The sequence below is a fragment of the uncultured Lacinutrix sp. genome (assembly GCF_947500325.1).
GTDB lineage: Bacteria > Bacteroidota > Bacteroidia > Flavobacteriales > Flavobacteriaceae > Lacinutrix.
On record NZ_CANMRQ010000002.1, the window covers coordinates 135323 to 160628 of the forward strand.

General features: G+C 30.7%; 26 protein-coding genes. 13 read left to right on the forward strand and 13 right to left on the reverse strand.

The features are described from left to right. Window positions 1-22: 22 nt before the first annotated feature. Window positions 23-499, reverse strand: coding sequence for a hypothetical protein (locus tag Q0997_RS03450; protein WP_299884525.1), 477 nt, complete (start codon window positions 497-499; stop codon window positions 23-25). Continuing rightward, window positions 492-1457 (reverse strand): alpha/beta fold hydrolase, encoded by a 966-nt coding sequence (locus tag Q0997_RS03455; protein ID WP_299884528.1) that lies wholly within the window; start codon window positions 1455-1457, stop codon window positions 492-494. Before Q0997_RS03455 ends, Q0997_RS03450 begins: the two co-directional genes overlap by 8 nt. 246 nt (window positions 1458-1703) lie before the next feature. Here Q0997_RS03455 and Q0997_RS03460 point away from each other — a divergent pair, with 246 nt between their 5' ends. Continuing rightward, a complete protein-coding gene (locus tag Q0997_RS03460) occupies window positions 1704-3116 on the forward strand; it encodes a hypothetical protein (RefSeq protein ID WP_299884531.1) in 1413 nt (470 codons plus the stop codon). A gap of 40 nt (window positions 3117-3156) precedes the next feature. On the opposite strand, the gene Q0997_RS03465 is transcribed toward Q0997_RS03460, so the two are convergent. Beyond that, the gene (locus Q0997_RS03465; protein WP_299884534.1) at window positions 3157-4296 is read right to left on the reverse strand and encodes a beta-ketoacyl synthase N-terminal-like domain-containing protein; all 1140 of its coding nucleotides are present in this window, start codon (window positions 4294-4296) and stop codon (window positions 3157-3159) included. A 153-nt stretch (window positions 4297-4449) separates the two neighbouring features. Between Q0997_RS03465 and Q0997_RS03470 the strand changes: the two genes are divergently transcribed. Together Q0997_RS03470 and Q0997_RS03475 are read left to right on the forward strand one after the other, a co-directional pair. Then, a complete protein-coding gene (locus Q0997_RS03470) occupies window positions 4450-4584 on the forward strand; it encodes a hypothetical protein (protein WP_299884537.1) in 135 nt (44 codons plus the stop codon). A 38-nt stretch (window positions 4585-4622) separates the two neighbouring features. Continuing rightward, window positions 4623-5063, forward strand: a complete 441-nt coding sequence (locus tag Q0997_RS03475) for a cytochrome c oxidase assembly factor Coa1 family protein (protein ID WP_299884540.1) — start codon at window positions 4623-4625, stop codon at window positions 5061-5063. On the opposite strand, the gene bioA is transcribed toward Q0997_RS03475, so the two are convergent. Genes bioA through Q0997_RS03500 form a run of 5 tightly spaced genes read right to left on the reverse strand, consistent with a single transcriptional unit; the run spans window position 5049 to window position 8981 of the window. Continuing rightward, complete coding sequence (gene bioA / locus Q0997_RS03480; protein ID WP_299884544.1) at window positions 5049-6314, reverse strand: adenosylmethionine--8-amino-7-oxononanoate transaminase; 1266 nt, start codon at window positions 6312-6314, stop codon at window positions 5049-5051. The two genes, Q0997_RS03475 and bioA, sit on opposite strands and share 15 nt — an antisense overlap. Beyond that, entirely contained in the window at window positions 6311-6919 is a 609-nt protein-coding gene (gene bioD, locus Q0997_RS03485; protein WP_299884547.1) for a dethiobiotin synthase, read from the reverse strand. The genes bioA and bioD overlap by 4 nt, the downstream gene beginning before the upstream one ends. After that, on the reverse strand, window positions 6920-7297 hold the full coding sequence (locus Q0997_RS03490; RefSeq protein ID WP_299884549.1) for a DUF2007 domain-containing protein: 378 nt from the start codon (window positions 7295-7297) through the stop codon (window positions 6920-6922). It abuts the gene before it with no gap. 14 nt (window positions 7298-7311) lie between these two features. Next, window positions 7312-8445, reverse strand: a complete 1134-nt coding sequence (locus tag Q0997_RS03495) for a pyridoxal phosphate-dependent aminotransferase family protein (protein ID WP_299884552.1) — start codon at window positions 8443-8445, stop codon at window positions 7312-7314. Beyond that, window positions 8442-8981 carry a hypothetical protein gene (locus tag Q0997_RS03500; RefSeq protein ID WP_299884555.1) on the reverse strand — a complete coding sequence of 180 codons (540 nt, stop codon included), beginning with the start codon at window positions 8979-8981 and terminating at the stop codon, window positions 8442-8444. The genes Q0997_RS03495 and Q0997_RS03500 overlap by 4 nt, the downstream gene beginning before the upstream one ends. Before the next feature lie 131 nt (window positions 8982-9112). Between Q0997_RS03500 and Q0997_RS03505 the strand changes: the two genes are divergently transcribed. From Q0997_RS03505 to Q0997_RS03550, 10 genes are all read left to right on the forward strand, one after another. Then, the gene (locus tag Q0997_RS03505; protein WP_299884558.1) at window positions 9113-9622 is read left to right on the forward strand and encodes a DUF2975 domain-containing protein; all 510 of its coding nucleotides are present in this window, start codon (window positions 9113-9115) and stop codon (window positions 9620-9622) included. Window positions 9623-9624: 2 nt separating this feature from the next. After that, complete coding sequence (locus Q0997_RS03510; protein ID WP_299884561.1) at window positions 9625-10146, forward strand: DUF2975 domain-containing protein; 522 nt, start codon at window positions 9625-9627, stop codon at window positions 10144-10146. A gap of 3 nt (window positions 10147-10149) precedes the next feature. Next, on the forward strand, window positions 10150-10356 hold the full coding sequence (locus tag Q0997_RS03515) for a helix-turn-helix transcriptional regulator (RefSeq protein ID WP_299884564.1): 207 nt from the start codon (window positions 10150-10152) through the stop codon (window positions 10354-10356). Beyond that, window positions 10346-10897 carry a GNAT family N-acetyltransferase gene (locus Q0997_RS03520; protein ID WP_299884567.1) on the forward strand — a complete coding sequence of 184 codons (552 nt, stop codon included), beginning with the start codon at window positions 10346-10348 and terminating at the stop codon, window positions 10895-10897. The genes Q0997_RS03515 and Q0997_RS03520 overlap by 11 nt, the downstream gene beginning before the upstream one ends. A 34-nt stretch (window positions 10898-10931) precedes the next feature. Next, complete coding sequence (locus Q0997_RS03525) at window positions 10932-12188, forward strand: Y-family DNA polymerase (protein WP_299884570.1); 1257 nt, start codon at window positions 10932-10934, stop codon at window positions 12186-12188. Beyond that, a complete protein-coding gene (locus tag Q0997_RS03530) occupies window positions 12185-12625 on the forward strand; it encodes a LexA family transcriptional regulator (RefSeq protein ID WP_299884573.1) in 441 nt (146 codons plus the stop codon). The genes Q0997_RS03525 and Q0997_RS03530 overlap by 4 nt, the downstream gene beginning before the upstream one ends. Before the next feature lie 31 nt (window positions 12626-12656). Beyond that, complete coding sequence (locus tag Q0997_RS03535; RefSeq protein ID WP_299884576.1) at window positions 12657-14417, forward strand: M61 family metallopeptidase; 1761 nt, start codon at window positions 12657-12659, stop codon at window positions 14415-14417. A 28-nt stretch (window positions 14418-14445) separates the two neighbouring features. Further along, window positions 14446-15495: an AraC family transcriptional regulator gene (locus Q0997_RS03540; RefSeq protein ID WP_299884579.1), complete on the forward strand. Its 1050-nt coding sequence runs from the start codon at window positions 14446-14448 to the stop codon at window positions 15493-15495. Between the two features lie 103 nt (window positions 15496-15598). Then, window positions 15599-16036 (forward strand): nuclear transport factor 2 family protein, encoded by a 438-nt coding sequence (locus tag Q0997_RS03545; protein ID WP_299884581.1) that lies wholly within the window; start codon window positions 15599-15601, stop codon window positions 16034-16036. A 1-nt stretch (window position 16037) separates the two neighbouring features. Next, a complete protein-coding gene (locus tag Q0997_RS03550) occupies window positions 16038-18197 on the forward strand; it encodes a DUF5916 domain-containing protein (RefSeq protein WP_299884583.1) in 2160 nt (719 codons plus the stop codon). A gap of 49 nt (window positions 18198-18246) precedes the next feature. On the opposite strand, the gene Q0997_RS03555 is transcribed toward Q0997_RS03550, so the two are convergent. The 5 genes from Q0997_RS03555 to Q0997_RS03575 form a co-directional block, all read right to left on the reverse strand. Beyond that, complete coding sequence (locus Q0997_RS03555) at window positions 18247-18945, reverse strand: hypothetical protein (protein WP_299884586.1); 699 nt, start codon at window positions 18943-18945, stop codon at window positions 18247-18249. A gap of 87 nt (window positions 18946-19032) precedes the next feature. Further along, a complete protein-coding gene (locus tag Q0997_RS03560) occupies window positions 19033-19308 on the reverse strand; it encodes a hypothetical protein (protein ID WP_299884588.1) in 276 nt (91 codons plus the stop codon). Window positions 19309-19326: 18 nt separating this feature from the next. Beyond that, window positions 19327-20835, reverse strand: coding sequence for a F0F1 ATP synthase subunit beta (atpD, locus tag Q0997_RS03565; RefSeq protein ID WP_299884590.1), 1509 nt, complete (start codon window positions 20833-20835; stop codon window positions 19327-19329). Between the two features lie 168 nt (window positions 20836-21003). Next, the gene (locus tag Q0997_RS03570) at window positions 21004-22500 is read right to left on the reverse strand and encodes a G-D-S-L family lipolytic protein (RefSeq protein WP_299884593.1); all 1497 of its coding nucleotides are present in this window, start codon (window positions 22498-22500) and stop codon (window positions 21004-21006) included. Window positions 22501-22502: 2 nt separating this feature from the next. Continuing rightward, window positions 22503-25271 (reverse strand): TonB-dependent receptor, encoded by a 2769-nt coding sequence (locus Q0997_RS03575; RefSeq protein WP_299884596.1) that lies wholly within the window; start codon window positions 25269-25271, stop codon window positions 22503-22505. Between the last annotated feature and the right edge of the window lie 35 nt (window positions 25272-25306).

The following is a 25306-nucleotide window of genomic DNA, read 5'->3' on the forward strand; positions in this document are numbered from 1 at the left end:
TCTTTATTGGGTTCAAAAATAGTTATAACCATTTAGATTCTGGCTCTGTTGCATCTAAAATATCAATATTTAATATTTGTGCTATTTCTTTTGCTACTTTAAATGCGTCTTTTTTATCTGTTGTATTATAAGCTGTTATTTTTTGATTTCTATTGTAAAATAAATTGAGTTGGATAATATCACTTTTTATGTTTGTTTCGGCACTTGCCGCACGAATAGTAGAAGTTTCAGTTGTACTAAAAATAGAGACATATTCAATTTCCGGTAGCTTTTTCCACTTTCCAAAACGGAAACTAAATAAGGAGATAAAATTACGATAGGTTTTAGTTTCTAAATCCATTTCAGTGCCATCTGTATGAAAAAAAAAGACAGCCATTCCTGCCATGATTAAACCAAAAAGACTACCTCCTGCTACCCAAGATATTCCTAAGGCGAAAAAACCTATTCCAAAAATGAATTTCATTATAGGTACTTTTCGTTTGTATACTATTTTATTCATTAATAAATGTGTTAAAAATTTTATAGAACTTCTTTGGTTCTTCTAAATATGGATTATGGGCACTGTTTTCAAACATTTCAAACTGAGCTTTTGGCATAAAGGTTTTGTATTGTACTGCAAATTCTGGTGTTGATACACCGTCATAACGTCCAGCAATAACTAATGTTTTCGCTTTTATATTTTTAAGTTCTTTTCTATAGTCTTGATTTATCATACTTCCAGAAACATCAAAATCACCATCTTTACCTATAATAGAAACATATACATCATTGGCCCAGCCACGGTATTTTTCTTTAGGAGAATTTTGTTTTAATTTGGTGTTATGGTAGTATATGTATTTTGTTGGAAAGCTTCCATAGACTTTCATAAATTCTGGATCGCTAGAGACGTAACCTAATGCTCGAAGCGAATCTACTTTCTTCCATTTTTCTGGAAAATGTGTTTTAGCATAATGGTTATAGCTATCACAGTTTGCTTGCCACATCGCTCCACTATGAAATCCATTAATTAAGACCATTTTATCTACATTGTCTTTATATTTTATTGCATAGGCTTGTGCAGGAACTGTACCATAAGAGTGGCCAACCAAAGATATTTTTTTAAATTTTAGAAGTTTTCTAAGTTTTTCTATTAGTGCTACATCAGCTTCAACAGAATATTCGCTAGGACTTTTGGCATCGTCACTTTTTCCGCGGCCTAACCAGTCGAAAAAGACTACTGTATTTGTTTTATAGTACTGGCCAAAATTGCCTTGCATATAATCATGAGAATTTCCTGGTCCACCAGGTAAAAAGAAAATAGGATCTCCAGAACCTTTTAGTTCTACATTAATTTTATAGCCATCTATTTCGTAAAATTTTGATTCAAATTGATCAAAAATTTTAGAGTCTTGCTGTGCATTATTACAAGCTGTTATAAAGAATATTGAAAGGTAAAAGAACTTAAATATGGTTTTCATAAAAACGATTGATTTATTGTAAATATAATTATTACCGACAAACAAAAAAAGTGGTTATATATAAAGACGTTTTACCATTAATAAGTTTATAACTTATATGAAATTGTTAGGAGCGAATTTGAATCCTTATTAGGCGCATATACAATTGCTATTTGTTATAGTTAAGTAATTTTTTATTTTCGATTAAAGTGTTAGTGGTCAGACTATATAGTCTATCTGTGAATGAATTTTAAAACAAAATAACAAATGAAAAAACTAACTGTTTTTCTAACTATTATTAACTCTTTCTCTATGTTGGGACAGAGTGATTGGTGCGGAGCTAATGACATAGAAAATAATTTCTATTCAGAAGTTTTTACAAAAGTGAACCAACGAGCAAGTAAGGAATCTTTTACCGATCTTGAGAAATTTGTACTTAAGGTATATTTTTATGATGTAAACGAAACTGATGGGACGAATAATACGGTTTTGTCTGAGATTGAAGCATTGGACATAATTGCTTATCTCAATAAGAATTTCAATGCGTTTAATGTTTTTTTTAAATATGAAGGGATTTCAAATTTAAACAAGTCTGAATTCTTGATAATTGATGAAGGTCCTGATAACGGTAGTGAGGAAGCTGTTTTTGTAAATTACCTTGATTCTACTTTAGGAACGCATGAACTTGGTGCTATCAATATTTATTCTGTGGAGGAGATTAATGGAGCTGCAGCTTATTTTAAGCCACAACCAGAAGGGAAATTTGGTACGATAGTGATACCTCATTATCGTATAGATACGCATTACATAATGGCTCATGAAGTAGGACATTTTTTTAGTTTAAGGCATGTTTTCTTTACTGGGCTTAATAATAGTAGTGTTGAAAATGTAACAAGATTTGAATCATCTATTCATTTTAATGCAGATACCAATGGAGACAGGATTGTCGATACTAATGCAGCTCCAGAGGGAATGGCTTGGTGGCCAGATGATTGTACTTATAGATCATACGGAGCTACAGACCCCGTTGGATTTCCTTATGATTATCAGGGTCTTGAGCCTCCGGTCAAAAATTTTATGAGCTATGCACATGGTTGTCAACAAGAATTCACAATAGGTCAAATAGCAGTTATGAGAGGCTATATAGAATACATGAAAGATAATCCAGATGGTTTAACACTCATAGCCAACAATCCAGTTTCAATTCTTTACGAGCCGTTTAAGGGAGAATATTATCTTGCAGGCCCAAATGTTACAAAACCACCTTTGTTTCAATATGGTTTTGATTATGAGTTTGTAGATTGTAGTCAAGCTGAAGTATATAATCAGCCATCAGATTACTCTGATATTTCTTTTTGGTATGGAGGTGTATTAGAATCCTATGATGTGGATTATGACTCACCTATTCCGCATAATAATCATACGGCTATTCGCATTCTTCAACTAAATAATCCACAGCCTAGAAAATGTTACAATAACAATAATTTGAGTCCAAATGGAGGGAAAATAATACATTTTCTTGATGGAGTTCTAAACACTAATGTAAATATAATACCTAAAGATTCAGATGAAATTAATAGTGAAAATTTAATTGAGGAGTTAAACTCTGGATTATATAGTATATATAAGAATTATAATGATGGGCGTGTAGAACAAAAAACGATTTTAAAGAAACAATAGTTAAATAAAAATAAATAAATTAAGTAAATAAGATCTAGTTTTATTTAGAAAGTAAAATACTTACTGCATTTCCGCCAAAACCAACAGCATTAATTATAATGTGTTCTATTTTTTTTGGAGGTGTTGTTTCAATAAAAGGTGTTGAAATAAATTCCTGTTTTTGAAGCATTAAAACAGCCATTTCTACACTTAACATACCAGATGCTCCCAGAGTATGTCCAATTTTCCATTTGTTGGTAGTTAACGCAGGTGTTTTATCGCTAAAAATTGTTTTAATGGCATTAATTTCTGAAGAATCGCCTTTAATTGTACCAGGTGTATGTGTAACTATAATATCAATATCATCAGGGTTTAAATCACCTAATGCCATAGACATAGACTTTACAAAACAGTCTCCATTTGTAGATAAAGAAACATTATGTTCTAAAACTTCTGTTGCATAACCAATACCAATAATTTTAGCTAAAGCATTAGGTTTATTTCCAGATTCCAAACAAGACATTGCAGCGCCTTCACCAAGAATCATTGTGTTTTGTTTTTTATTAATATCTAATGCACGACATGGAAAGTCGTTATGTTGTTTAGCATAAATTTTTAATGCTTGCATTTGTGCAATAGTAAATGGTGTTAAAGGGGCTTCGCTACCACCAACTAAAAATTTATCACAGAGCCCAGATTGCAACCAAGCAACACCATTAAGCATAGCGTGTAAAGCGGTAGAACAAGTAATAGAGTGTGAAATGTCTGGTCCTTTAGTTTGTAAGTCATGAGCAATCCAAGAAGAAATATTTCCCAATGTTGTAGTTGGAGAACTTAATGTTTTAGCTTTATTTCTATTTAAAAAATCTTCATGAAATGTTTCAAACAATTGGGTTGCTCCGCGAGAAGAGCCAATATTAATTCCAAAATTGTCTCGTAGTTTCCAGCCGGCTTTTTCTGCTGCTTGTCTTGCAGAATAGATTCCGAATAAAACAGAATTATCTAATGATTTGTATTTTAAATCTGAATTTTTAAGCTTAGAAATTGCTGTTTTACTATTTTTTGACAATTCTGAAACCAAATGTCCATTGTTTTCAGAAATGCAATGCTCATCATTTTTATAGTTTGCCCAAACTTCTTCTTGTGTTTTTCCTAGAGGAGAAATTGATGAAATAGCAGTTATAGATATTGGTTTTAGCACAGCCTTTTTAATTTGAGGCAAAAATAAGTCTTATCATTTTTAACTCCTATTAGTTTAAGAATTATAAGTTATAATTTTTTTTAATGTAACGAATTCTAGAAAAGAAATACATATAATTAGAATTTTAGAAACATCTAACGAGACATAATAAAAATGAAAAAAACATTAACAAAAAAAGAATATTCAAAAATAATGGTAACAGCTATGACCTTTGTTGTTACTTTTATTGTTGCTTCAGCAATATTTTCAAATTGGGAGTTTTTAAAAGATTTGTTGTTTTTTAATTAGAGAATCATATTGAATTTTAACATAAAGCATTAAAAATTATGGAAGAAATAAGACGTAAAAGTTGGTTTAGTCGCAATTGGGGTTGGGTACTTGGAGGAGGCTGTTTGACAATGATTATTATTGTAGTTGTTTTTGTTGGCTTTGCTGTTTTTAAAATTTCAGATACTATAACAGGTTCGGAGACCTATATGCATGCGCTTTCTAAAGCAACTGAAAACGAAAAAGTTATTGAGTTTTTAGGCTCGCCAATTGAGAAAAATGGTATGGGAAGTACAGATTTTACGTATAATAATGGTACAAGTGAAGCTAAGTTTACGATTCCAATAAAAGGACCAAAAGACGAAGGTAATATCGTTGTTGAAGCTGAAAAGATAAATGATGAATGGACTTACATAGAGCTTTATGTGAAAATAGATGGAGAAACAGAAATTATTAATTTACTACAACTTGAAACAGAAGACTCATTAGACGATTTCTAATGAATCTTCTATAACTTGATAAATTTTGTCCAATTGCTTATCCGAAATAGTATAAGGTGTTTGTATATATATAGTTTGACCTAATGGCCTTAGAAAAACGCCTCTATCCATAAAGAATTTTAAGAGTTTGTCTCTTAAATCTCCATAACGTTCCATTTTGGTGTTAAGATCTAGCGCAAAGATAACACCTATATGTCTGGACGTTTTTACTTTAGGATGATTTTTAATACGCGAATTAAAATTACGATGTGCTTCTGAAACTCTACTAATATTATCTTGAATGTCTTTAGAGTTTAATAATTCAATTCCAGCAATAGCAGCAGCACAAGCAACAGGATTTGCAGAATAGGTATGGCAATGAAAAAAACCTTTTGCCATTTCATTACTTAAAAATCTGTTGTAAATTTTTTGAGAGCATGAAGTAATAGCCATTGGAACCAATCCAGCAGTTAAGGCTTTACTTAAACACATGATATCTGGTTTGGTTTCTATATAATCTGAAGCAAAATAACGCCCTGTTTTACCAAATCCAGTCATTACTTCATCTGCAATAGTTAATATTTGATGTGCTTTACAAACTTTTAAAATTGCATTTAGGCCATTACTATCATGTATTTTCATTCCTGCAGCACCTTGTACTAAAGGTTCGTAAATAAACCCTGCAATATTATATTCTGATATATAATTTTTTAAAAGATTTAATATTTGATTTTCGTTAGTGCCATCTGGAGTTGGAATACGTTTAACATCTATTAAAAAATCTTCAAATGGTCCATTATATACAGATAATCCAGAAACACTCATAGCTCCAAAAGTATCGCCATGAAAACCATTATCAAAAGCTATAAATGTTGAACGCTTTTCGTTATTATTAAAATAATATTGTAAAGCCATTTTTATACCTGCTTCTACTGCAGTTGAGCCATTATCGTTAAAGAAGATTTTGTCTTGACCTTGTGGGAGAATTTTAATAAGCTCTTCACTTAGTTTTACAGCAGGTTCATGGGTGAAATCGCTAAACATAATTTGGTCTAGCTGCTGCATTTGGCGATATGCTTTTTCTATAATATAATCGTTACAATGGCCATACATACAAGTGTACCATGACGCAATAGCATCTATATATTCATTGCCATCTTCATCAGTTAAAATACAATTTTTGGCTTTTACAATAGCTAAACTTTCAGGTTGAAGCTGGTGCTGTTTTAGCGGGTGCCAAATGTACCTTTTATCTCTTTCCTTTATACTCATAATTTCTCTCTAAATAACTCAGCATATTCTCTTACAACATTCCTATCAAAATATGGTTCTTCTTCAATACGACCAATAACAGGAACATTTGTCATTTTTTTTATAATATCTTCAGTTGTTTTATGCTCATTACCACTAAAAATAATAGCAACATCTAGTCCTTTTTCTTTTAATAGATTTACCGTTAATAGTGTATGGTTAATACTTCCTAGATAATGTCTTGAGACGACAATAATTTTATAGTTTGGTTTAATAATATCTAATATAGTGTTATCATTATTTAATGGGACTAGTAATCCACCAGCACCTTCAATTACTAAATTGTTTTTAGTTTTTGGAACTGTTATTTTTTTTATATTAATAGATACATTGTCTATGTCTGCAGCTGCATGAGGACTCATTGGGGTGTTTAAAGAAAATGCATTATCGTGAAATTGCGATTTATTATTGGAAATTAATTGCTTTACTTTTTTTGTATCGCAATTATCTAATTCGCCAGCTTGAATAGGTTTCCAATAATCTGCTTCTAGTGCTTCTGTTATAATAGCAGAAGCTATAGTTTTTCCTACTTCGGTAGAGATTCCTGTAATAAAATAAGTGTTCATTTAAAAAGTAGTATTACAAACGTTACAACGGTGTTTTGTTTTTTCGAAAAAAGGGAATAGCATATAAAAGATGTTTTTACGTGTAGGTTCTGCTATTAATATTTTTGTTGATTCGCAATTAGGGCAAACTATGTTTTCTCCATTTTTATCTTTTTCGTAAGCTCTAATTCTATTATAGATCTTTAAAGCTTCGGTTAAATCTTCATTAAAAACTAATAGTTTAACACCTCCAATTGCTTGGCTAATTAAAGGATCAGAATCTATGGTTTTTTCATCTAATAGCATTACTCTAATGCCTTCTGCTTCCAGTTTAGATTTTGTTATTTGAGCTTCAGTAGAATATGGAAATGTGGCTAATATAGTATAGTTGTCTATCATAAAATGAAGTCATTTTATACAAAGGTAGTAAGTAAGTTTAATACTTGAGAGATTTCTGCCTTACTATTATAAGAATGTAAACAGAAGCGAAGTCTTTCTTGTCCTTTAGGAACCGTTGGAGATAAAATAGGTTTAATATTAAAATTATTTTCTTGGAATGCTTTTGCAATAGTTTTTACCTTATCATTTCCAGGAATAATGCAACAATGTATAGCAGAATTACTTTCTATGAATTTGTCTTTTAACTGAAGTTTATTGATCTCAGATTTAAAAAATGAAATATTTTCATGTAATACTTCTATTTGAGACGTTTTCTCAAGTTCTTCATTAGCGAATTTAATTGTAGCTAAACTATGAGGTGATAAACCGGTAGTATATATAAAAGAGCGAGAGAAATTAATTAAATATTGTTTTAATAAATCACTTCCTATAATTGCAGCTCCATGACATCCTAATGCTTTACCAAAAGTAATAATTCTTGCAAAAACATCTAATTTTAAGGCTTTGATTAGTCCAGAACCAGTAGGGCCTAAAACACCAATGGCATGTGCTTCATCTACTATTAAATGTGCTGTATTTTTTTTACATAGCTGCGATATTGCTTTTAAATTAGGAGTGTCTCCATCCATTGAAAATACAGATTCTGTAACAACGTATTTTTCGCCATCTTCATTTATATAGCGAAGCATTTTATCTTTTAAATCTTCTAGATTATTATGTTTAAACTTATAAGCTTTAGCATTACTCATTGTAATGCCATCCCTAATAGAAGCATGAATATACTCATCGTAAAAAATAATATCGTCACGTTGCGGCACACAAGAGAAAAACCCCAAATTAGCATCATAACCAGAATTAAAAACTAAAGCAGATTCGCAATTGTAAAAATGGCAAAGCTGTTGTTCGACCATATTATATAAGTCATGATTTCCTGTAAGTAAACGCGAGCCTGTAACACCATTTTGCTTAATGTTATTAGCGACTAAATGGTTATGAGCAGCATTAAATATTGCTTCATTAGCAGAGAACCCTAAATAATCGTTAGATGAAAAATCTACTAAATTGTTTTCTGAACCTAAGTTACGTAAGGCATTTTCGGTTTGACGATTTTGTAGCTTTTGTAAAAGTTTTATAGGGAGTTTATTCATTTAAACTTTTGCTTTAATTCTTCCTTGTCTATCCATTTCTGTTTATTAGGAATAGTAGCATCTAGCAAGTCAATATTTAATTTTTCAGATAAATCGTAAGCCATTTCTACTACTAATTCAAAATCATTTTCTGTATATAAAGTAAAATGCTGGTTGTTATCGCACCACAAATTTACACAAAAACCTAGACTGCCGTCTTGCATTAAGTCAGTAAATATTGAAACATATTCATAATTATTTATAGTTATCCAGCGTCCAATCTTTATTGGGCCAACTTCTTTTGTAGCTCTAAATTTTGAGTTTTTTATGTCTATATATATATGTTTTCTTGAGCTAAAAAATATGCCAACTATAATTAAATAAATAGAAAAAGAGATATTGTTTGCATATATTCTAAAGTATTCCATTTTAAAAAACACAAATAGAATAAAGGTGAGTATTAAACCAAAGGCAATAGTAAAGGAAATAGCTGCAACTGGAATTTGCCAGATAGGTCTGTTACTTTCTTTTATTGCAATGATGTTTTCATCTTTCATTACTCAAATATAATCAATGCTTTTAGATCAATTTAAAGCATGTAATTAAAATAATATTATCTTTTTTTAATAAATAATTATTGTTTTTCAATAATTTAATTATATTTGTTATCGTTAAACAATAATTATTTATGAAAACAATTAAACTACTTAAAAAATTAATAGATGTCTTTTTTGTACTGCTATTATTATCCTTGTTTATTTACATTGTAGTTGGTATTTTATATTTCGGTTTTTCAGATCTACTACCGGAAGGCGCGATAGAAGTACAAGATTTTATTGTAAAAGATAAAGCAATGTCTATATTCTTTACTATACTAGCTATTGCTTTTGGCTTTTTTGTAAAAGGTGTTTTTCATTTGCGAAAAACGATTCCATTATTACTGACAGGAGATTATTTTTCTGAAACTATTACAAAACATTTTAGAGCATGTGGTATTATATTTATTTATGTTGGATTAACAGCTTTGCTTGTGCATTTAATTTCGCAATGGTATTTAAATAGTATTATTTGGATAAGAATAGATACACAGATTTATATGTTTCTTTTCTTAATTATTATAGGTTTGTTTTTTAAATTATTTAGCATAGTTTTTTCGAAAGCAAGAGATTTAAAACAAGAAAACGAACTAACAATATAATTATGAAGAGTATAAACGAAATAAATAGCCTTAAATTAATTATTAAAGCATTGTTTTTTGTTTTTTGTGGAAGTTATTTACTGCTAATAATAAAAAATATGTTTGCCATAATGGAAAACGATTTGTCCTACATAAACGAATGTTCTTCTGAAGATATAACCTCTTTAATTATAGTAACTATTGTTATTAAGTTAATTTCTAAAGGACTGTTTTTTATTGGATTTTATCATTTAATTAAGGTTTTAAATTTTGAAACATTAGATGGTAGTTTTTCAATCAAAAAAATAAATTTATTTAAAAAATCTGGACGGTTAATTTTACTCTCTGGAGTAATAGGCATTTTTGCAATTAGTATAGATATGCTTATTAATGTTTTTAATGCAACCTTTAGTACTATTGAGCAGAATAACGATTTTTTATATTCTCTTTATTTTTCTGCTATAGTTGGTTTGTTTTTAATAGTATTTAGTAAGATTTTAGAAAGAGCAAGTGAGTTAAAAAAAGAAAACGAACTAACAATATAATCGATGCCAATAATTGTAAATTTAGATGTAATGCTTGCTAAGCGCAAAATGAAGAGTAAGGAATTAGCTGAAATTATTGGTATAACAACAGCAAATTTATCCATACTAAAATCTGGAAAAGCAAAAGCAGTAAGGTTTTCTACTTTAGAAGCAATTTGTAAGGCATTAGACTGTCAACCAAGTGATATTTTAGAATATATTGAAGACTAGTATTACATATCATAGAGTTAAAACTACCGAAGAATTAAAGGCCATTTTAAAACTTCAAGAAGAAAACCTACGCCATTCAATTTCAGAGGAGCAAAAAGTAAAGGAAGGTTTTGTAACACTAGAACATGATTTCGATATTTTAAAAAAGATGAACGAGAGTTGTGCGCATTGTATAGCAAAAAACAATGATAAAGTTGTAGGTTATGCTTTATCGATGCTTCAGTATTTTAAAAGAGACATTCCTTTACTAATTCCAATGTTTAATGAAATTGATAAAGTAATTAAAGAACAAAGTAGATCTTCAAATTATATAGTAATGGGGCAAGTGTGTGTGGATAAAAGTGTAAGAGGAAAAGGTGTTTTTAGAGGGTTGTATAATTATATGGCAGAAGAATTAAAAAGCAACTTTGATGCTATTATTACAGAAGTGGATACTAAAAATAAACGCTCTTTAAATGCGCACAAAGCAGTAGGCTTTGAAACTCTAAAAAAATATAGTTCTAATAATCAATTATGGGAAATTATTAGCCTAAGAATATAACAAATGTTTTATATTTTTTAATACATTTACACATATGTTTGCACTAGTAGATTGTAATAATTTCTATGCTTCTTGCGAGCGTGTGTTTAACCCTAATTTAGAAGGGAAGCCAATTGCTATTCTTAGTAATAATGATGGTTGTGTAATTTCACGAAGTGACGAAGCAAAAGCTATAGGCTTGCCAATGGGAGCTCCTATTTTTAAATGGGACTCTTTTTGCAAGGCTAATGGTATAGAAGTGCTGTCTTCAAATTATCCTTTATATGGAGACATGAGTAGTCGCGTGATGTCTATTTTAGAACAATTTACACCAGATGTTGAGGTTTATAGTATAGATGAGTCTTTTATAGAGTTTAAAGGTTTTAAGCATTACGATTTTAACGACTATGGGAATCAAATTAGAACACGCATAAAAAAATGGACGGGTATTCCAACCTGTGTTGGTATTGCGCCAACCAAAGCGTTAAGCAAAGTGGCAAATAAAATTGCTAGAAAATTTCCGAAAGAAACAAATGGTGTATATGTTATAGATAGTGAAGAGAAGCGAATAAAAGCTTTAAAATGGATTAAAATTGAAGCTGTTTGGGGTATTGGTCGAGGTCTAACAAAACGATTAAAACTAAAAGGGTGTAAAACAGCTTACGATTTTACACAATTATCTAATACGTGGGTAAAAAACAATTTTTCGGTTATTGAATTACGGTTAAAACGAGATTTAGAAGGTGTCCCTACTTTACAATTAGATGAATTAAAAGATAAAAAAGCAATTGCAACTACACGAAGTTTTGAATATACCTATTCAGATATTGATAATATAAAAGAACGTATATCTACATTTGCAACAAGTTGTGCTGAAAAATTGAGAAAACAAGGCTCAAGTTGTTATGTTATTATTGTGATGTTAAGTAGTGACAGGCATAAAAAAGATATGGAACAGCACCGCGTTAGCCAAAAAATTAATTTATCATTTCCTACAAATTCATCTTTAGTAATTAGTGATTGTGCTGTTAAGACAGTAATGTCTATCTTTAAGCAAGGTATAAAGTATAAACGTGCTGGAGTTATTGTAACTGGGTTAGTACCAACAGATAATTTTCAAATGAATTTATTTGAAAATGAAAACCCTAAACATAAACCACTAATGAAATCTATAGATAGTCTAAATTCTAAATATGGAGATTATAAAATTAAATTAGGGAATCAAGACTTAAAGCGTACATGGAAAATGCGTCAAGAGCGGTTATCACCACGCTATACTACAAATATTAACGATATTATTAAAATAAAATGATAGCACACAAACAAGGAAACCTAACGTTCTTTACACCAGAAACTATTGAAGGCGCAGCAGCGCAACTTTTCGATACAGGAATCTCTGCCGGATTTCCTTCCCCAGCTGAAGATTTTAAAGAACATCGTTTGTCTTTAGATGAAGAATTGGTAAAGAATAAAGAGGCTACTTTTTATGCAAGAGTAAGTGGGCAATCTATGATTGGAGCAGGATTAGATGATAACGATTTGTTAGTTATAGATCGTAGTTTAGAACCTGAAAACAATAAAATAGCAGTTTGCTTTTTAGATGGAGAGTTCACGGTAAAACGTTTAAGAGTATCAAATGGAGAAGTTTGGTTGCAGCCAGAAAACCCAGATTATCCTATTATAAATATTACAGAAGAAAATAATTTTTTAATTTGGGGTATTGTGACTAATGTTATTAAAAAAGTATAATTAATATTGTAACATATTATTATTTAAAAAAATGAAGTCACTTTTTTCTATCCTTGCCATCTTTTTTGCAACTTTTATTTTTGCTCAAAACATAACATACTCTATAAGTTTTGAAAATGCGGTACACCACGAAGCACATATTAATATTTCATATACAAACCTAGAAGGGAATTCTCTTTTAATGCAAATGAGTCGTACATCGCCAGGGCGATATGCTATTCATGATTTTGCTAAGAATGTATATAATGTAAAAGCTTTTAACAGCAAAGGTGAAGCATTAAAAATAAAACGTGTAAACCCACAAGCATGGGAAATTTTAAATCACGATAAAACAGTAAATATTTCTTATACTTTGTTTGCAAATAGAGCAGATGGCACTTATAGCCAAATTGACGAAACACATGCTCATCTTAACATTCCAGCAACATTTATGTTTGCTCCAGAATTAAGTGAGAGTCCAATGGAGATAACTTTTAAACCAAGAACAGATTTAAACTGGAAAGTAGCAACACAATTACCTCTAAAAATGGGAACAACATATACAGCTCCTAATTTGCAGTATTTTATGGATAGTCCAACAGAGATTAGTAATTATAGTAAAAGAACTTTTACAGTTAAAAATCAAGACATTGAATTTGTGTTACATCACAAAGGGACAGAAAAAGATTTAGACACTTATTTTGAAAAAGTAAAGAAAATTGTAATAGCGGAAGAAGCTGTTTATGGAGAATTACCAAAGTTTGATTATAATAAATATACTTTTTTAGCTTGTTATATTGGTAATGTAAGTGGAGATGGAATGGAACATAGAAACTCTACTATTTTAACAGATAAAGAAGGTTTGGCCGAAGGCGGAATGAAAGGAAACATAGGAACCGTTTCTCATGAGTTTTTTCATGCTTGGAATGTAGAACGTATTCGCCCAAAATCTCTTGAGCCTTTTAATTTTGAAGATGCAAATATGAGTGGAGAGCTTTGGTTTGCAGAAGGTTTTACAAGTTATTATACTAATCTTATTTTATGTAGAGCTGGAGTTATTACACCAGATGAATATGTTTCAGGATTAAATAGAACTTTTAATTATGTGTGGAACTCGCCAGCAAGGCAGTTTTTTAATCCTATTGAAATGAGCTATCAAGCCCCATTTGTAGATGCGGCATCATCAATAGATCCAGTAAATAGAGATAATACATTTATTTCTTATTATTCTTACGGAAGTGTTTTAGGCTTAGCATTAGATTTATCATTACGTGAAAAAGGGTTGAGTTTAGATAATTATATGAAGATTGTATGGAATACTTACGGGAAAACAGAAATCCCTTATACTGTTCAAAATCTTAATAACTTATTAAATACATATGCAGGTGAAACTTTTGGAAATAGATTCTTTGAAAAGTATATTTATAAAAGTGAGATGCCAGATTATGAAGCATTATTTAAAACTGTAGGATTAAAAATTGAACAAGATACTAAGGTTAATTTTTCAGGTATTTCGTTAAATAAAAATAGCATTTCTAAAAATGTAAAAATAGGATCGCCAGCTTATCGTTCTGGGTTAGAGAAAGGAGATCAATTACTAAGCATAGATGGAGTTAACTTAGATAAGAAAAACACTCTTCAATCTATAATTAATGCTTCAAAAAACAAAACAGTAGTTATTGACTATATTAGAAATAAAGAAACTAGAACCACAAAATTAACGTTAACATCAGATCCAACATATACAATTAGCATTTCAAAAAATGCGAAAAAAAATATATTGAAACAAAGAAAAGCTTGGTTAAAACAATAGCATTTTTATAATTATTATTTAAGAGAAAATGAAATTTGACAATCCATTATTGTTTTTTATATGCTCTATAGGTGTTTTTAATGGCTTTTTAGCTAGTTTTTATTTCTTGTTTTTTAGTAAGCAAAAACGAGTACAGAATTTCTTTTTAGGATTACTCCTTTTATTTTTGAGCCTTAGAATTGGAAAATCTGTCTATGTTATTTTTACCGAACCGGCAGAGCGTAATTTATTAATTCTTCAAATAGGTTTATCTGCTTGCTTTTTAATAGGAATATCTTTGTATTACTACTTAAAGGCTTCTGTAGAAAACACAAAAATAATTCCCAAATCATGGAAAATTCATTTTGCTGTTTTATTCCTTTTTATTCTTTTAGTGGGTATTATAAAACCGTATCAAACTAGCAAGGCATTTTGGAGCCAATATACAGTCCATTTTATTTATGCTGTTTGGGGAATCTATATTCTTTTATCTGGTGTTATTCTTAAAGCTATTTTTAAAAAGTTCTTTAATAGAGGTGAAAAATGTACAACCTCAGAGTTGTGGTTGATTGTTGTTTTTATTGGGAATGTATTAATATATTCAGCTTATCTTATAGGATATTTTTATCTGTATTTAGTAGGTACTATTACATTTTCTGTAGTATTTTATTGTTTATTAATATTCTTATTATTTAGAAATAATAGAGACAATATTTTTAGAGATATCCCAGAAAAGTATCAGTCTAAAAAAATTGAAAAAAGAGAAGTAAGCGTATTAGTAAAAACATTAGATGAAATAATGTTAAAGAAACAATTTTACAAAAACGCTAATATTAAATTAAAAGACATTGCTCAAGAGTTAGATATTTCACCTCACAAATTATCACAATTATTGAATGACAATCTAGGAAAAAGCTTTGCAGTATTTATAAATGAATATAGAATAGAAGAGGCTAAACAATTACTTACTCAAAATAATCACTATACATTAGAAGCTATTGGTTTTGAAGCTGGATTTTCATCGAAATCTACATTCTATGCTACTTTCAAGAAAATTATAGGGCAAACACCATTAGAATATAAGAAGCAATATTCATAGCCTTTTTCTCCAGTTTTATAATCTTGGACATTTCAATTATAATCTAATACATCATTTTGTTATTGGTTTTTAAGATTTGTATTAAATCTAAAAACAATTCATCATGAAAAATTACATCGTATTATTATTTACAATTTTTACATTTCAATTTGCAATTGCACAGTCCGAATGTGCAATGATTGAAAAAACACTTCAGAATTATATAGAAGGAAGCTCATATAACAAATTAAAAATGTTAGAGAGTGCTTTCAGTGAAAACGCAACATTATATTTAACCAATAAAGAAGGAGAGTTTAATGTTTTTACACCTAAAGCGTATGTTGCTTTTTTTAAAAATAGTGAATACGGAAAGTTCAATGGTCGCCATGGTAAAATATTAGCAATTGAAGTTATTAAAGACATCGCTAATGCTAAAGTTGAAATCTCTTTTCCAAAAAAGAAGATGGTTTATATAGATCTCTTTCTTCTTAAAAAGACAAAAAATGGTTGGAATATTATAAGTAAAACTGCAACTAGAGTTGATAATGAAAAGAGTAACTAATATGAAATACATTTTCTGCATTTTTGCCTTATTACAGGTGTTTAATAGTTTCTCACAAGAGCGAATAATTCCTTTTATTGAATCTGAAATTACTTTAGATGGTAAAAGAGATGAAGCGGTCTGGGGACAATTACAAGAACAAACAGGTTTCTACAATTATTTGCCAACAGATATTGGATTGGCAGAAAACCAAACTTCAGTAAAACTATTTCATAATGGAGAGCACCTATACGTTCATGCTATTTATAATGATAGTACTTCAAAAACACAAGTTAGCACACTAAAAAGAGATGTGTCTATCGTTTTTAGTGATGCCTTTGTTATGGTTTTAGATACTCAAAATCAAGAACAAAATGGATACCTGTTCGCAGTTAATTCTTTAGGAAACTTAACAGATGGTTTAGTTGGTAGAAGTAATAGCGGTTATAATTTAAGCTTTAGTTGGAATGCTACTTGGCAGGCAAAGACATTTTTAAATGGTAACAAAAAGCAATATGAAATAGCGATTCCTTTAAAAGCTTTAAATTTTAATAAAGAGAATGATGTTTTTGGGGTTCAGTTTTATGTAAGAGATATTAAGAATAACTCTTGGACGATTTTGAAGAATGTAAAACGTAATTATGCGAATTTAGATTTACGTTTTACAGAAAAATTTAAAATAGAAAAACTCCCAAAAAATGCGACAAGTCGTTTTACTATAACGCCAGCTATAACTACAAATTATCAAGAAGAAGTTATTAAAAATATAGATGAGATAACATTTAAACCAAGTTTAGATGTACAATATAATTTAACATCATCATTAAAATTAGATGCTACAATAAATCCAGATTTCTCTCAAATTGATGTAGATCAACAAGTCACAAATTTGACCCGATTTTCAGTATTTTTTCCAGAACGAAGAAATTTCTTTTTAGAAAATGCAGATTTGTTTTCCAATTTAGGTGTAAGTGGTGTTAATCCTTTTTATTCTAGACGTATTGGAGCAAATAGTGATGTCCAATTTGGATTAAAACTATCTGGAAATATAACATCAAAGAGTAGAATAGGTATTTTAAATGCGCAGTCCGATAAAAATGAAGTTACTAGCTCGCAAAATTTTAGTGTTTTGGTAGCAGAACATCAATTGTCAAAAAACTTTACAACAACTGGTTATATAGTGAACAAGCAAGAAACAGATAAATTTGAGTTTCTAGATGTTTATAATCGTGTTGCAGGTTTTAATTTAAATTATAAATCCAATAACAATAAATGGATAGGCTTAGTAAATTATGGTAAAAGTTTTAATGATGATATTTCTGGAGATAATAACTTTTATAATGCAGGTATTTGGTATAATAAACGAGGATTAGAATGGAACGTATCTATAAAAAATGTAGAGAAGAATTTTATTACAGAAGTAGGCTTTACACCACGACTCTATAACTATGATGCCATTAATAATATTGTAATACGTGAATCTTATACTCAAACTACAGCTGGAATTGAATTTCAAAAATTTTATGAAAAATCTAAAACGCTAAACTCTGTTCGTTATATAAATTATAATAATAATACATATTTGGATAAGAATGGAGATATTACTCAATCTTCGCATTTTTTTAATTCTGCAGTATTTTTTAAAGACTTATCAGCTGTTTATTTTGTGTTAAATTACGATGTAATAAACCTTAAGTATGGATTTGATCCTTTAGGTAATGGGAATGCTTTAGTGCCAGATAAGTATCAATTTGGGATTTTAAAAGTTGGATTTAATTCCGCTAATAACACAAAATTTCGTTATCGATTTAATATTCAAAAAGGACGCTATTTTAATGGAAATAGAACAGTTGGAGGCGTATATTTAAACTATCAATTATTGCCTTTTGCTAACCTAGAAGCATCTTATGATGTGAATGCTATTGATTTAAATGAATTAGGAAAAGAAACGTTTCATTTAGGTAGGTTTACAAGCCAAATATTTTTTAATAACCGATTAAATTGGACAACTTATTTACAATATAATACCCAAAGAGATAACTTTAATATTAATAGTCGATTACAATGGGAATATAAACCACTATCTTATGTTTATTTAGTTGTTACAGATAATTATAACCAAGATATTGCAAGAACAAATTGGGGGATAGCTTTTAAAGTAAATTATAGGTTCGATATATAAGCAAAAATGAAATATATCGAACTTATAATTAAGAATATTAGATTAACTTTTACTTGTTGTTTGTATAATTGTTAATTAAATCCATAAGTTTTATTAAATCATTCTCTCTTGAGAGTTTAATCTTATTTTTCTTTAGCATTGTTATAATTTCCTTTTGACTATCTTTTGGAAATAGAGCAGCAAATTTTTTCTTATTTTTTGGTATGTTTCTTACCGATTCGCCTAAAGAGTTTATTTTTATATAGTATTTACTATCAGAGCTTTTGTATTCATTTGGAGAGTCTGGTAATGAGGCATGTGAAGATTGTTTCCCTTTTACATATACTTTTTTGTCTTTTCTATATAGAGAGATATTAGGAGTCTCTTTTAAAACTACATAAAAACCATTTTTTTTATTTTTAAAATTTTCAAAGACCTTTAGCGTTTTTCCAGTATTGTTATAAATAATAACATAGTCTTTTACATTATTATTTAGAATTAAAAGTTTTGAGTTTTGTTGCACTTCCATTTCATCATCAACAGCATTATATCTCACTAGGTAAGTTTTATTTAAAGGTTTTATTGTTGCTGCTGTAAAAGTATCATTTAAATAAGGAGATCCTTTTACATTATTCCTTGAGTTGTTTGTTGAAGCCTTATTAACTAGAATAGTAGATTCTAAGACTTGTGCGCTTATTTGTTGTCCTGAAACATTAGTTACAGGTAAAGCCAAAATTAGGCCTAATGCAATTTTTGAGAAGAGTTTCATAGTGCTTTTTTTATTACATAATAGCAAAAAAAATGCCGAATAATTAATATTCAGCATTTTTTTTATTATTTGTATGTAATTTGTAACCTAATCTGCTAAGACAATTACTTTATTATCTTTCATTTCAAGTGTACCAGAATTAATTGCTAACCAAGTACTTTTATCTGCTTTTGTAAATTTATCAGCAACTTCTTCTTCTAAAGTAATATCTCCATATATTTTTACATGTCCTTCTTTTAATAAAGAAACAACAGGAGCGTGATCTTTAAGCATTTCAAATTCACCATTTATACCAGGAACAGCAATACTAGTTACTTCTCCGCTAAATAAAGTAGCTTCTGGTGATACAATTTCTAAATACATAATTCTCTTGTTTTATGATTAAGCTTCAGCTAACATTTTCTCTCCAGCTTCAATAGCTTCCTCAATAGAACCTTTAAGGTTAAATGCTGCTTCTGGTAAGTGATCTAAACCACCATCCATAATCATATTAAATCCTTTAATTGTTTCCTTGATATCTACTAATACACCTGGAATACCTGTAAACTGTTCTGCTACGTGGAATGGTTGTGATAAGAAACGTTGTACACGTCTTGCTCTACCTACAGCCATTTTATCTTCTTCAGATAATTCTTCCATACCTAAGATGGCAATAATATCTTGTAATTCTTTATAACGTTGTAATAATTCTTTTACTCTTTGTGCACAGTCATAGTGCTCATCACCTAAAATATCAGCCGTTAAAATTCTTGAAGTAGAATCTAATGGATCCACAGCAGGGTAAATACCTAACTCAGCAATTTTACGAGATAATACTGTTGTTGCATCTAAGTGAGCAAAGGTTGTTGCCGGTGCTGGATCTGTTAAATCATCTGCAGGTACATAAACCGCTTGTACAGATGTAATAGATCCTTTTTTAGTTGAAGTAATACGTTCTTGCATTGCTCCCATCTCTGTTGCTAATGTAGGTTGGTAACCTACGGCAGATGGCATACGACCAAGTAATGCAGATACCTCAGAACCTGCTTGTGTAAAACGGAAGATATTATCTACGAAGAAAAGTACATCTTTTCCTTGTCCATCTCCAGCTCCATCACGGAAATATTCAGCAATTGTTAAACCCGATAAGGCTACACGAGCACGTGCTCCAGGTGGTTCATTCATTTGTCCGAATACGAAAGTAGCTTTTGAATCTTTCATAGCAGATTTATCTACTTTTTGAAGATCCCAACCTCCTTCTTCCATAGAATGCATAAAGTCATCACCATATTTGATAATTCCTGACTCTAACATTTCACGAAGTAAATCATTTCCTTCACGAGTTCTTTCTCCTACTCCTGCGAATACAGAAAGTCCACCGTGCCCTTTAGCAATATTATTAATTAACTCCTGAATTAATACAGTTTTACCTACACCAGCACCACCAAATAATCCAATTTTACCACCTTTTGCATAAGGCTCAATTAAATCAATTACTTTAATACCTGTAAATAAAACCTCTGTAGAAGTTGATAAATCTTCAAATTTTGGAGCTTGTCTGTGAATTGGAAGACCTGCATCTCCAGATTTAGGTAAATCACCTAAACCATCAATAGCATCACCAATTACATTAAATAAACGTCCGTAAACATCTCCACCAATTGGCATTTGGATTGGAGCACCAGTAGCGTTAACTTCTGTTCCTCTACTTAAACCATCAGACGAATCCATTGCAATAGTACGTACAGTATCTTCACCAATGTGAGATTGTACTTCTAGTACTAAAGTAGAACCATCAGGTCTATTAATTTCTAATGAATCGTAAATTTTTGGAAGTTCAGTACCTGCTCCGAATTCTACATCGATAACTGGACCTACTATTTGTGCAACTTTACCTGTAACTTTTGACATTACTTATCTATTTAATATTATGCTATTTAATTGTTTGAAAACACGATTTGTTTTCGCGTGCAAAGATAGGTGATTTAATTTAAAATAAAAGTTGTTTTTCTAGCTTTTTTAAACATAAAAAAACGCCTTCAATTTGAAGGCGTTTTAAAATATATTATTTTGTATTTATTATGGTAATAGAGGTGAATATGCAACACCAAAATCATCGGCTTTTGCTACATTCCCAGAAGCTCTAAAATTTGAACCATATGTAGTGTCAATAGCATCTAAGAAGCTGTTTGCCATTAAAGCATAGCCACGAGCTGTTAAATGAATACCATCTAAACTTACTAATCCTCCAAATACTAAACTAGTATTCATGTCGTAATTATCAAAATCAATTCCAGTTGTAGCTGCTTGATCTAAAATACTATTTAAATCAACTAAAGCTAAATTATTGCTAGAAGCAACAGAAGAAATTGTAGCATTGTATGCTGCAGTAGCAGTCGCTATTTCCTGTTGTTCTTCTGGTGTTAATACCCATTTGTCTGCTAATGGAATTGCAACACCATTAACTGTCAATGGATTTCCTGGTACAGCTTCAGTTCCTATAAAAGAAGAGGCTGGCAATACAAATAAGTCTGCAGCTGTAGCTTGTCTATAATTAGGTAATCCTAAAGCTGCTAAATTTGTTAAAAATTCATCTTCTATAACAACTGCGTTAGTTGCAGATTCTACAAAGTTAATAGTTCTTTTAGCAGCTTCAGCAGCGTCAATTAATCCACCAGCAAGAGCTGCTTGTAATCCACCATTGTATGCTGCATATGCACCATTTACGGCACCAGCTGTAGCTGCATCTAAAGGAATTGGATTATGAGGTACTGTTGTAAAGTGTGATAAACTTGTAATGTTTGGAACATTACCAATTGCACCTTTAGCGCCATTTGCTGTTAATGCAGTAACCATAGTATTTAATGCAAAATCAAAAGTTGCAGAAGGCGTAATAGGGTTTGTACCATCACCGCCAGAAGTAGCATAACCTAATACATCATTTCCACCAACTTCACTTAATGTAAAGAATGTTGGGTTTTGTGCAACAGCTAATTCTACCATAGAAGCATTTGGAGTTGTGCCAGTTAAACGTATTGCATATGGGTTTGCTAATCCAGCAGAAAGATTTGCTATGTTACCATACCCAGGAGCAATCATATGAAAGCTTTTAGCTCCAGGGACTCCAAGATTATTAAAAGGTCCAGTTGGAGGAGCAAGTAAATCTGTTCCAACAGTTACAGGTCCAATTACAGATTCTAATGGTACAGGACCTGCACCACCAAATACTAATCTTGGATCTTGTATTCTATTACCACCTAAAGCTAAACCACCAAAGTTATCTGAAGTTAAAGGCTGAGTAAAACTTCCTCCTCCAGCTGCTAAAAACTGTTTTGATAATGTATTTGGAAAAGAATCTTCTTGTCCAGCGATAAATAGTCCGCCATCTGTAAATCCAGCAGTGAAAGAAGCTCCAACAGCAACGTAGTTTGAAAAATTAGCAGTTCCTGCAGTTAAAGCAGGTAATGTTATTGCAGGTTCAGGAGCATCTATAAAATCTTCTTCATCATTACAAGCCGTAAAACCTAATGCTATAGCAATTAAGTAAACGTATTTTATGTTTTTTATAGTTTTCATTATTATAAGTTATTAATTGTTAATGAAAGGTAATATTGCGAACCAATAAATCCAGTACCAAAGGCTGTAAAATATTCTGTACCTGTTAAGTTTGTAGCACCAGCTTTAATTGTTGTTTTTAAACTAGGAACTCTATAGTTAATTTGTGCATCAACCGTATGAAATTCTGGAACCACACCGTTTCCAAATGTTGCTTCCCAGAAATAATCATCACTAAATCTGTATGCTATATTAAATCCAAAGTTTTTAAATAAATCAGTATTACCAAAAGTAGCTTTAAACTTATGCTCTGGAGTGTTGAAACTAGTCATTAATCCAGGATCTGAAGCTTGATCGAAATCTTGTTTAGTAAACGTATAACTTCCACCTATATCATAGTCTCCAAATATTTTAGTAGATAAGCCTAATGAAGCGCCATAAGAGGCTACATCCGCATCAGAGTTTGTGTATGCACTATATGTCTGGTAATCTCCATTATCAATAGCTTGAACAGCTAAATTATTTCCAGCAACCCCATAAAAAGTAGATCTTACTACTTCTTGTGAAATAAAGTCTTCGTATTTATTATAGTACGTGCTAAAGTCAACAATTAGTTTGTCAAATTTACCTCTATAACCAACTTCTACAGATGTTACCTTTTCAGGTTTTACCAATTCAGCATTAGTTACAACTAGGTCACTCTCGTTACCAGAATCTAGATAAGCATCAACAGAAGTTGCAACATAAGTGTCACCATAAGCGGCAGTACCAGTTTGGGTTACTGTAGCAGGAATGTTTTCTCCAGGAATTGCTTGACCTGCTAAACTTACTGGGAATGTTCTTTGGTATCTATCTAAATTACTTTCAGCAGAACCTATTAAAATAGCTCTACCTGCATCTAAACCAATAAATAAATCTTGAGTTGTAGGGTTTCTAAAACCAGTTTGAGCAGATGCTCTAATATTATGATCCCTATTTACAGTTAAGCCTAAAGAAAGTCTAGGAGAAACAAATCCATCAAATAATTCTGATTTGTCATAACGACCAGAAGCAGTAACTTTTAGTTCCATATCATCAGTTATGTCAAAATCTTTTTGAATTTGAGTATAAACACCATATTCAGAGTATCTAATTTCTCCGTCAGCATCAGTATAGATTGTTCCTCCAGAGTTTAAGTTATAGTTTCTGTAAGAACCACCAACTTGAATATCTGCAAAATCAATTAAATGACTAAAGTTGTAATTAGCATCTGCATGGTAATATTTAGAAGCATCTTGAAATTTTGATCCTCTACTTAAATCGGGATCTTTAATACTTGCTTCAAAAGCATTGTTGTATTCTGTTGTTCCAGGTAAAAAACGACCAGTATCTGCTGCTGCTCTTGCTGCATCATGTTTTTGTTGTTCTGTTAAACCTAGAGGGTTTCCACTTAATTCTATACCTGCATAGGTTCCAATGTAATCTCCAAACCAATCAGTATCACTTTTCCAAGCTCGGTTAATGTTAATACCAGTGAAAACCATGTCATATGAATTACCTGCTTTATCACCTACTACATATCCTCTAACAAAGAAGTTATCGTTTTTTACTTCTAATTTATGTTGTTGTTGGAAGAATCCGTTAATATTATATCTATTAGTTCCTTGGTAAATTGTAGAACCTGTACCTACTTTTCCTACATAAGATAATTCTAAACTATTATCTTCAATTGGTCTAAAATATAATCCCCAATCTGCTTTAACACTTTCAGCATTATAATTTGTTAAGTCTCTTTCATTATAACCAGTTCTACTTACTTCTACATCTGGAATGAAACCTAAGCCAGATGCTGCTCTTATATTAGTAGAAACTTCATCACCATAGACATTAATACCATTATAATTTAAGTTAGTAGCTCTTGTTCCTCCAACTCTATCACTATCAACTTCACTAGTCGCAGCCCAATCTGTACCTTTTAAGTAACCAAAGTTCACTTTTACAGCAAATTTGTCTGTGAATTTGTGAGCTAATCTAATACCTAAATCTGTATAAGGGTTATCGCCAGCAGCTTCCTGAGATGTAATACCTCTTTTTATATAGCCACTAATTCCTGAGTGCTCAAAAGGATTTTTACTTCTCATGAATAGTATACCATTAAATGCATTAGCTCCATATAGCGCAGAAGATGCTCCTGGAAGTAATTCAACACTTAAAACATCAGTTTCTATCATACCAACTAAATTTCCAATAGGGAAATTTAAGGCAGGAGTTGAATTGTCCATACCATCTACTAACTGCATGAAACGTGTATTAGCAAATGTTGCAAATCCACGTGTGTTAACAGATTTAAAGGTTAAACTGTTTGTGTTTACATCAACACCTTTTAGATTTTCTAATCCGTCATAAAAATCTGCAGAAGCTGTGTTTTTAATTTCTTTTAAACCTATACGTTCAACGGTTACTGGAGATTCAAAAATACGTTCTGGAGTTCTTGAAGCAGAAATAACAACTTCATCAAGAATACTACCTTCGTTTAAAACAAAGTTTAATACTTGATTATTACTTGTTACTTCAATACTCTCAGTCGAATAGCCAACACTACTTGCTTGTAATGTAAATGGAGGTGTTTCACTCGTGTCTAATGCGAAAGCACCATCAAAATCACTTGTAGTACCTAAAGAGGTTCCTGTAATAATAAGATTTGCGCCTGGGATAGGTATACCATTATTGTCCATAACAGTACCAGATATTGTTGTTTGGGCGAAAGTAATTCCGCAAAAACACAACAATACAATTGATAAGATTGTTCTCATTTTTTTGATTTAGTTAATTTATTGCAGGCAATATA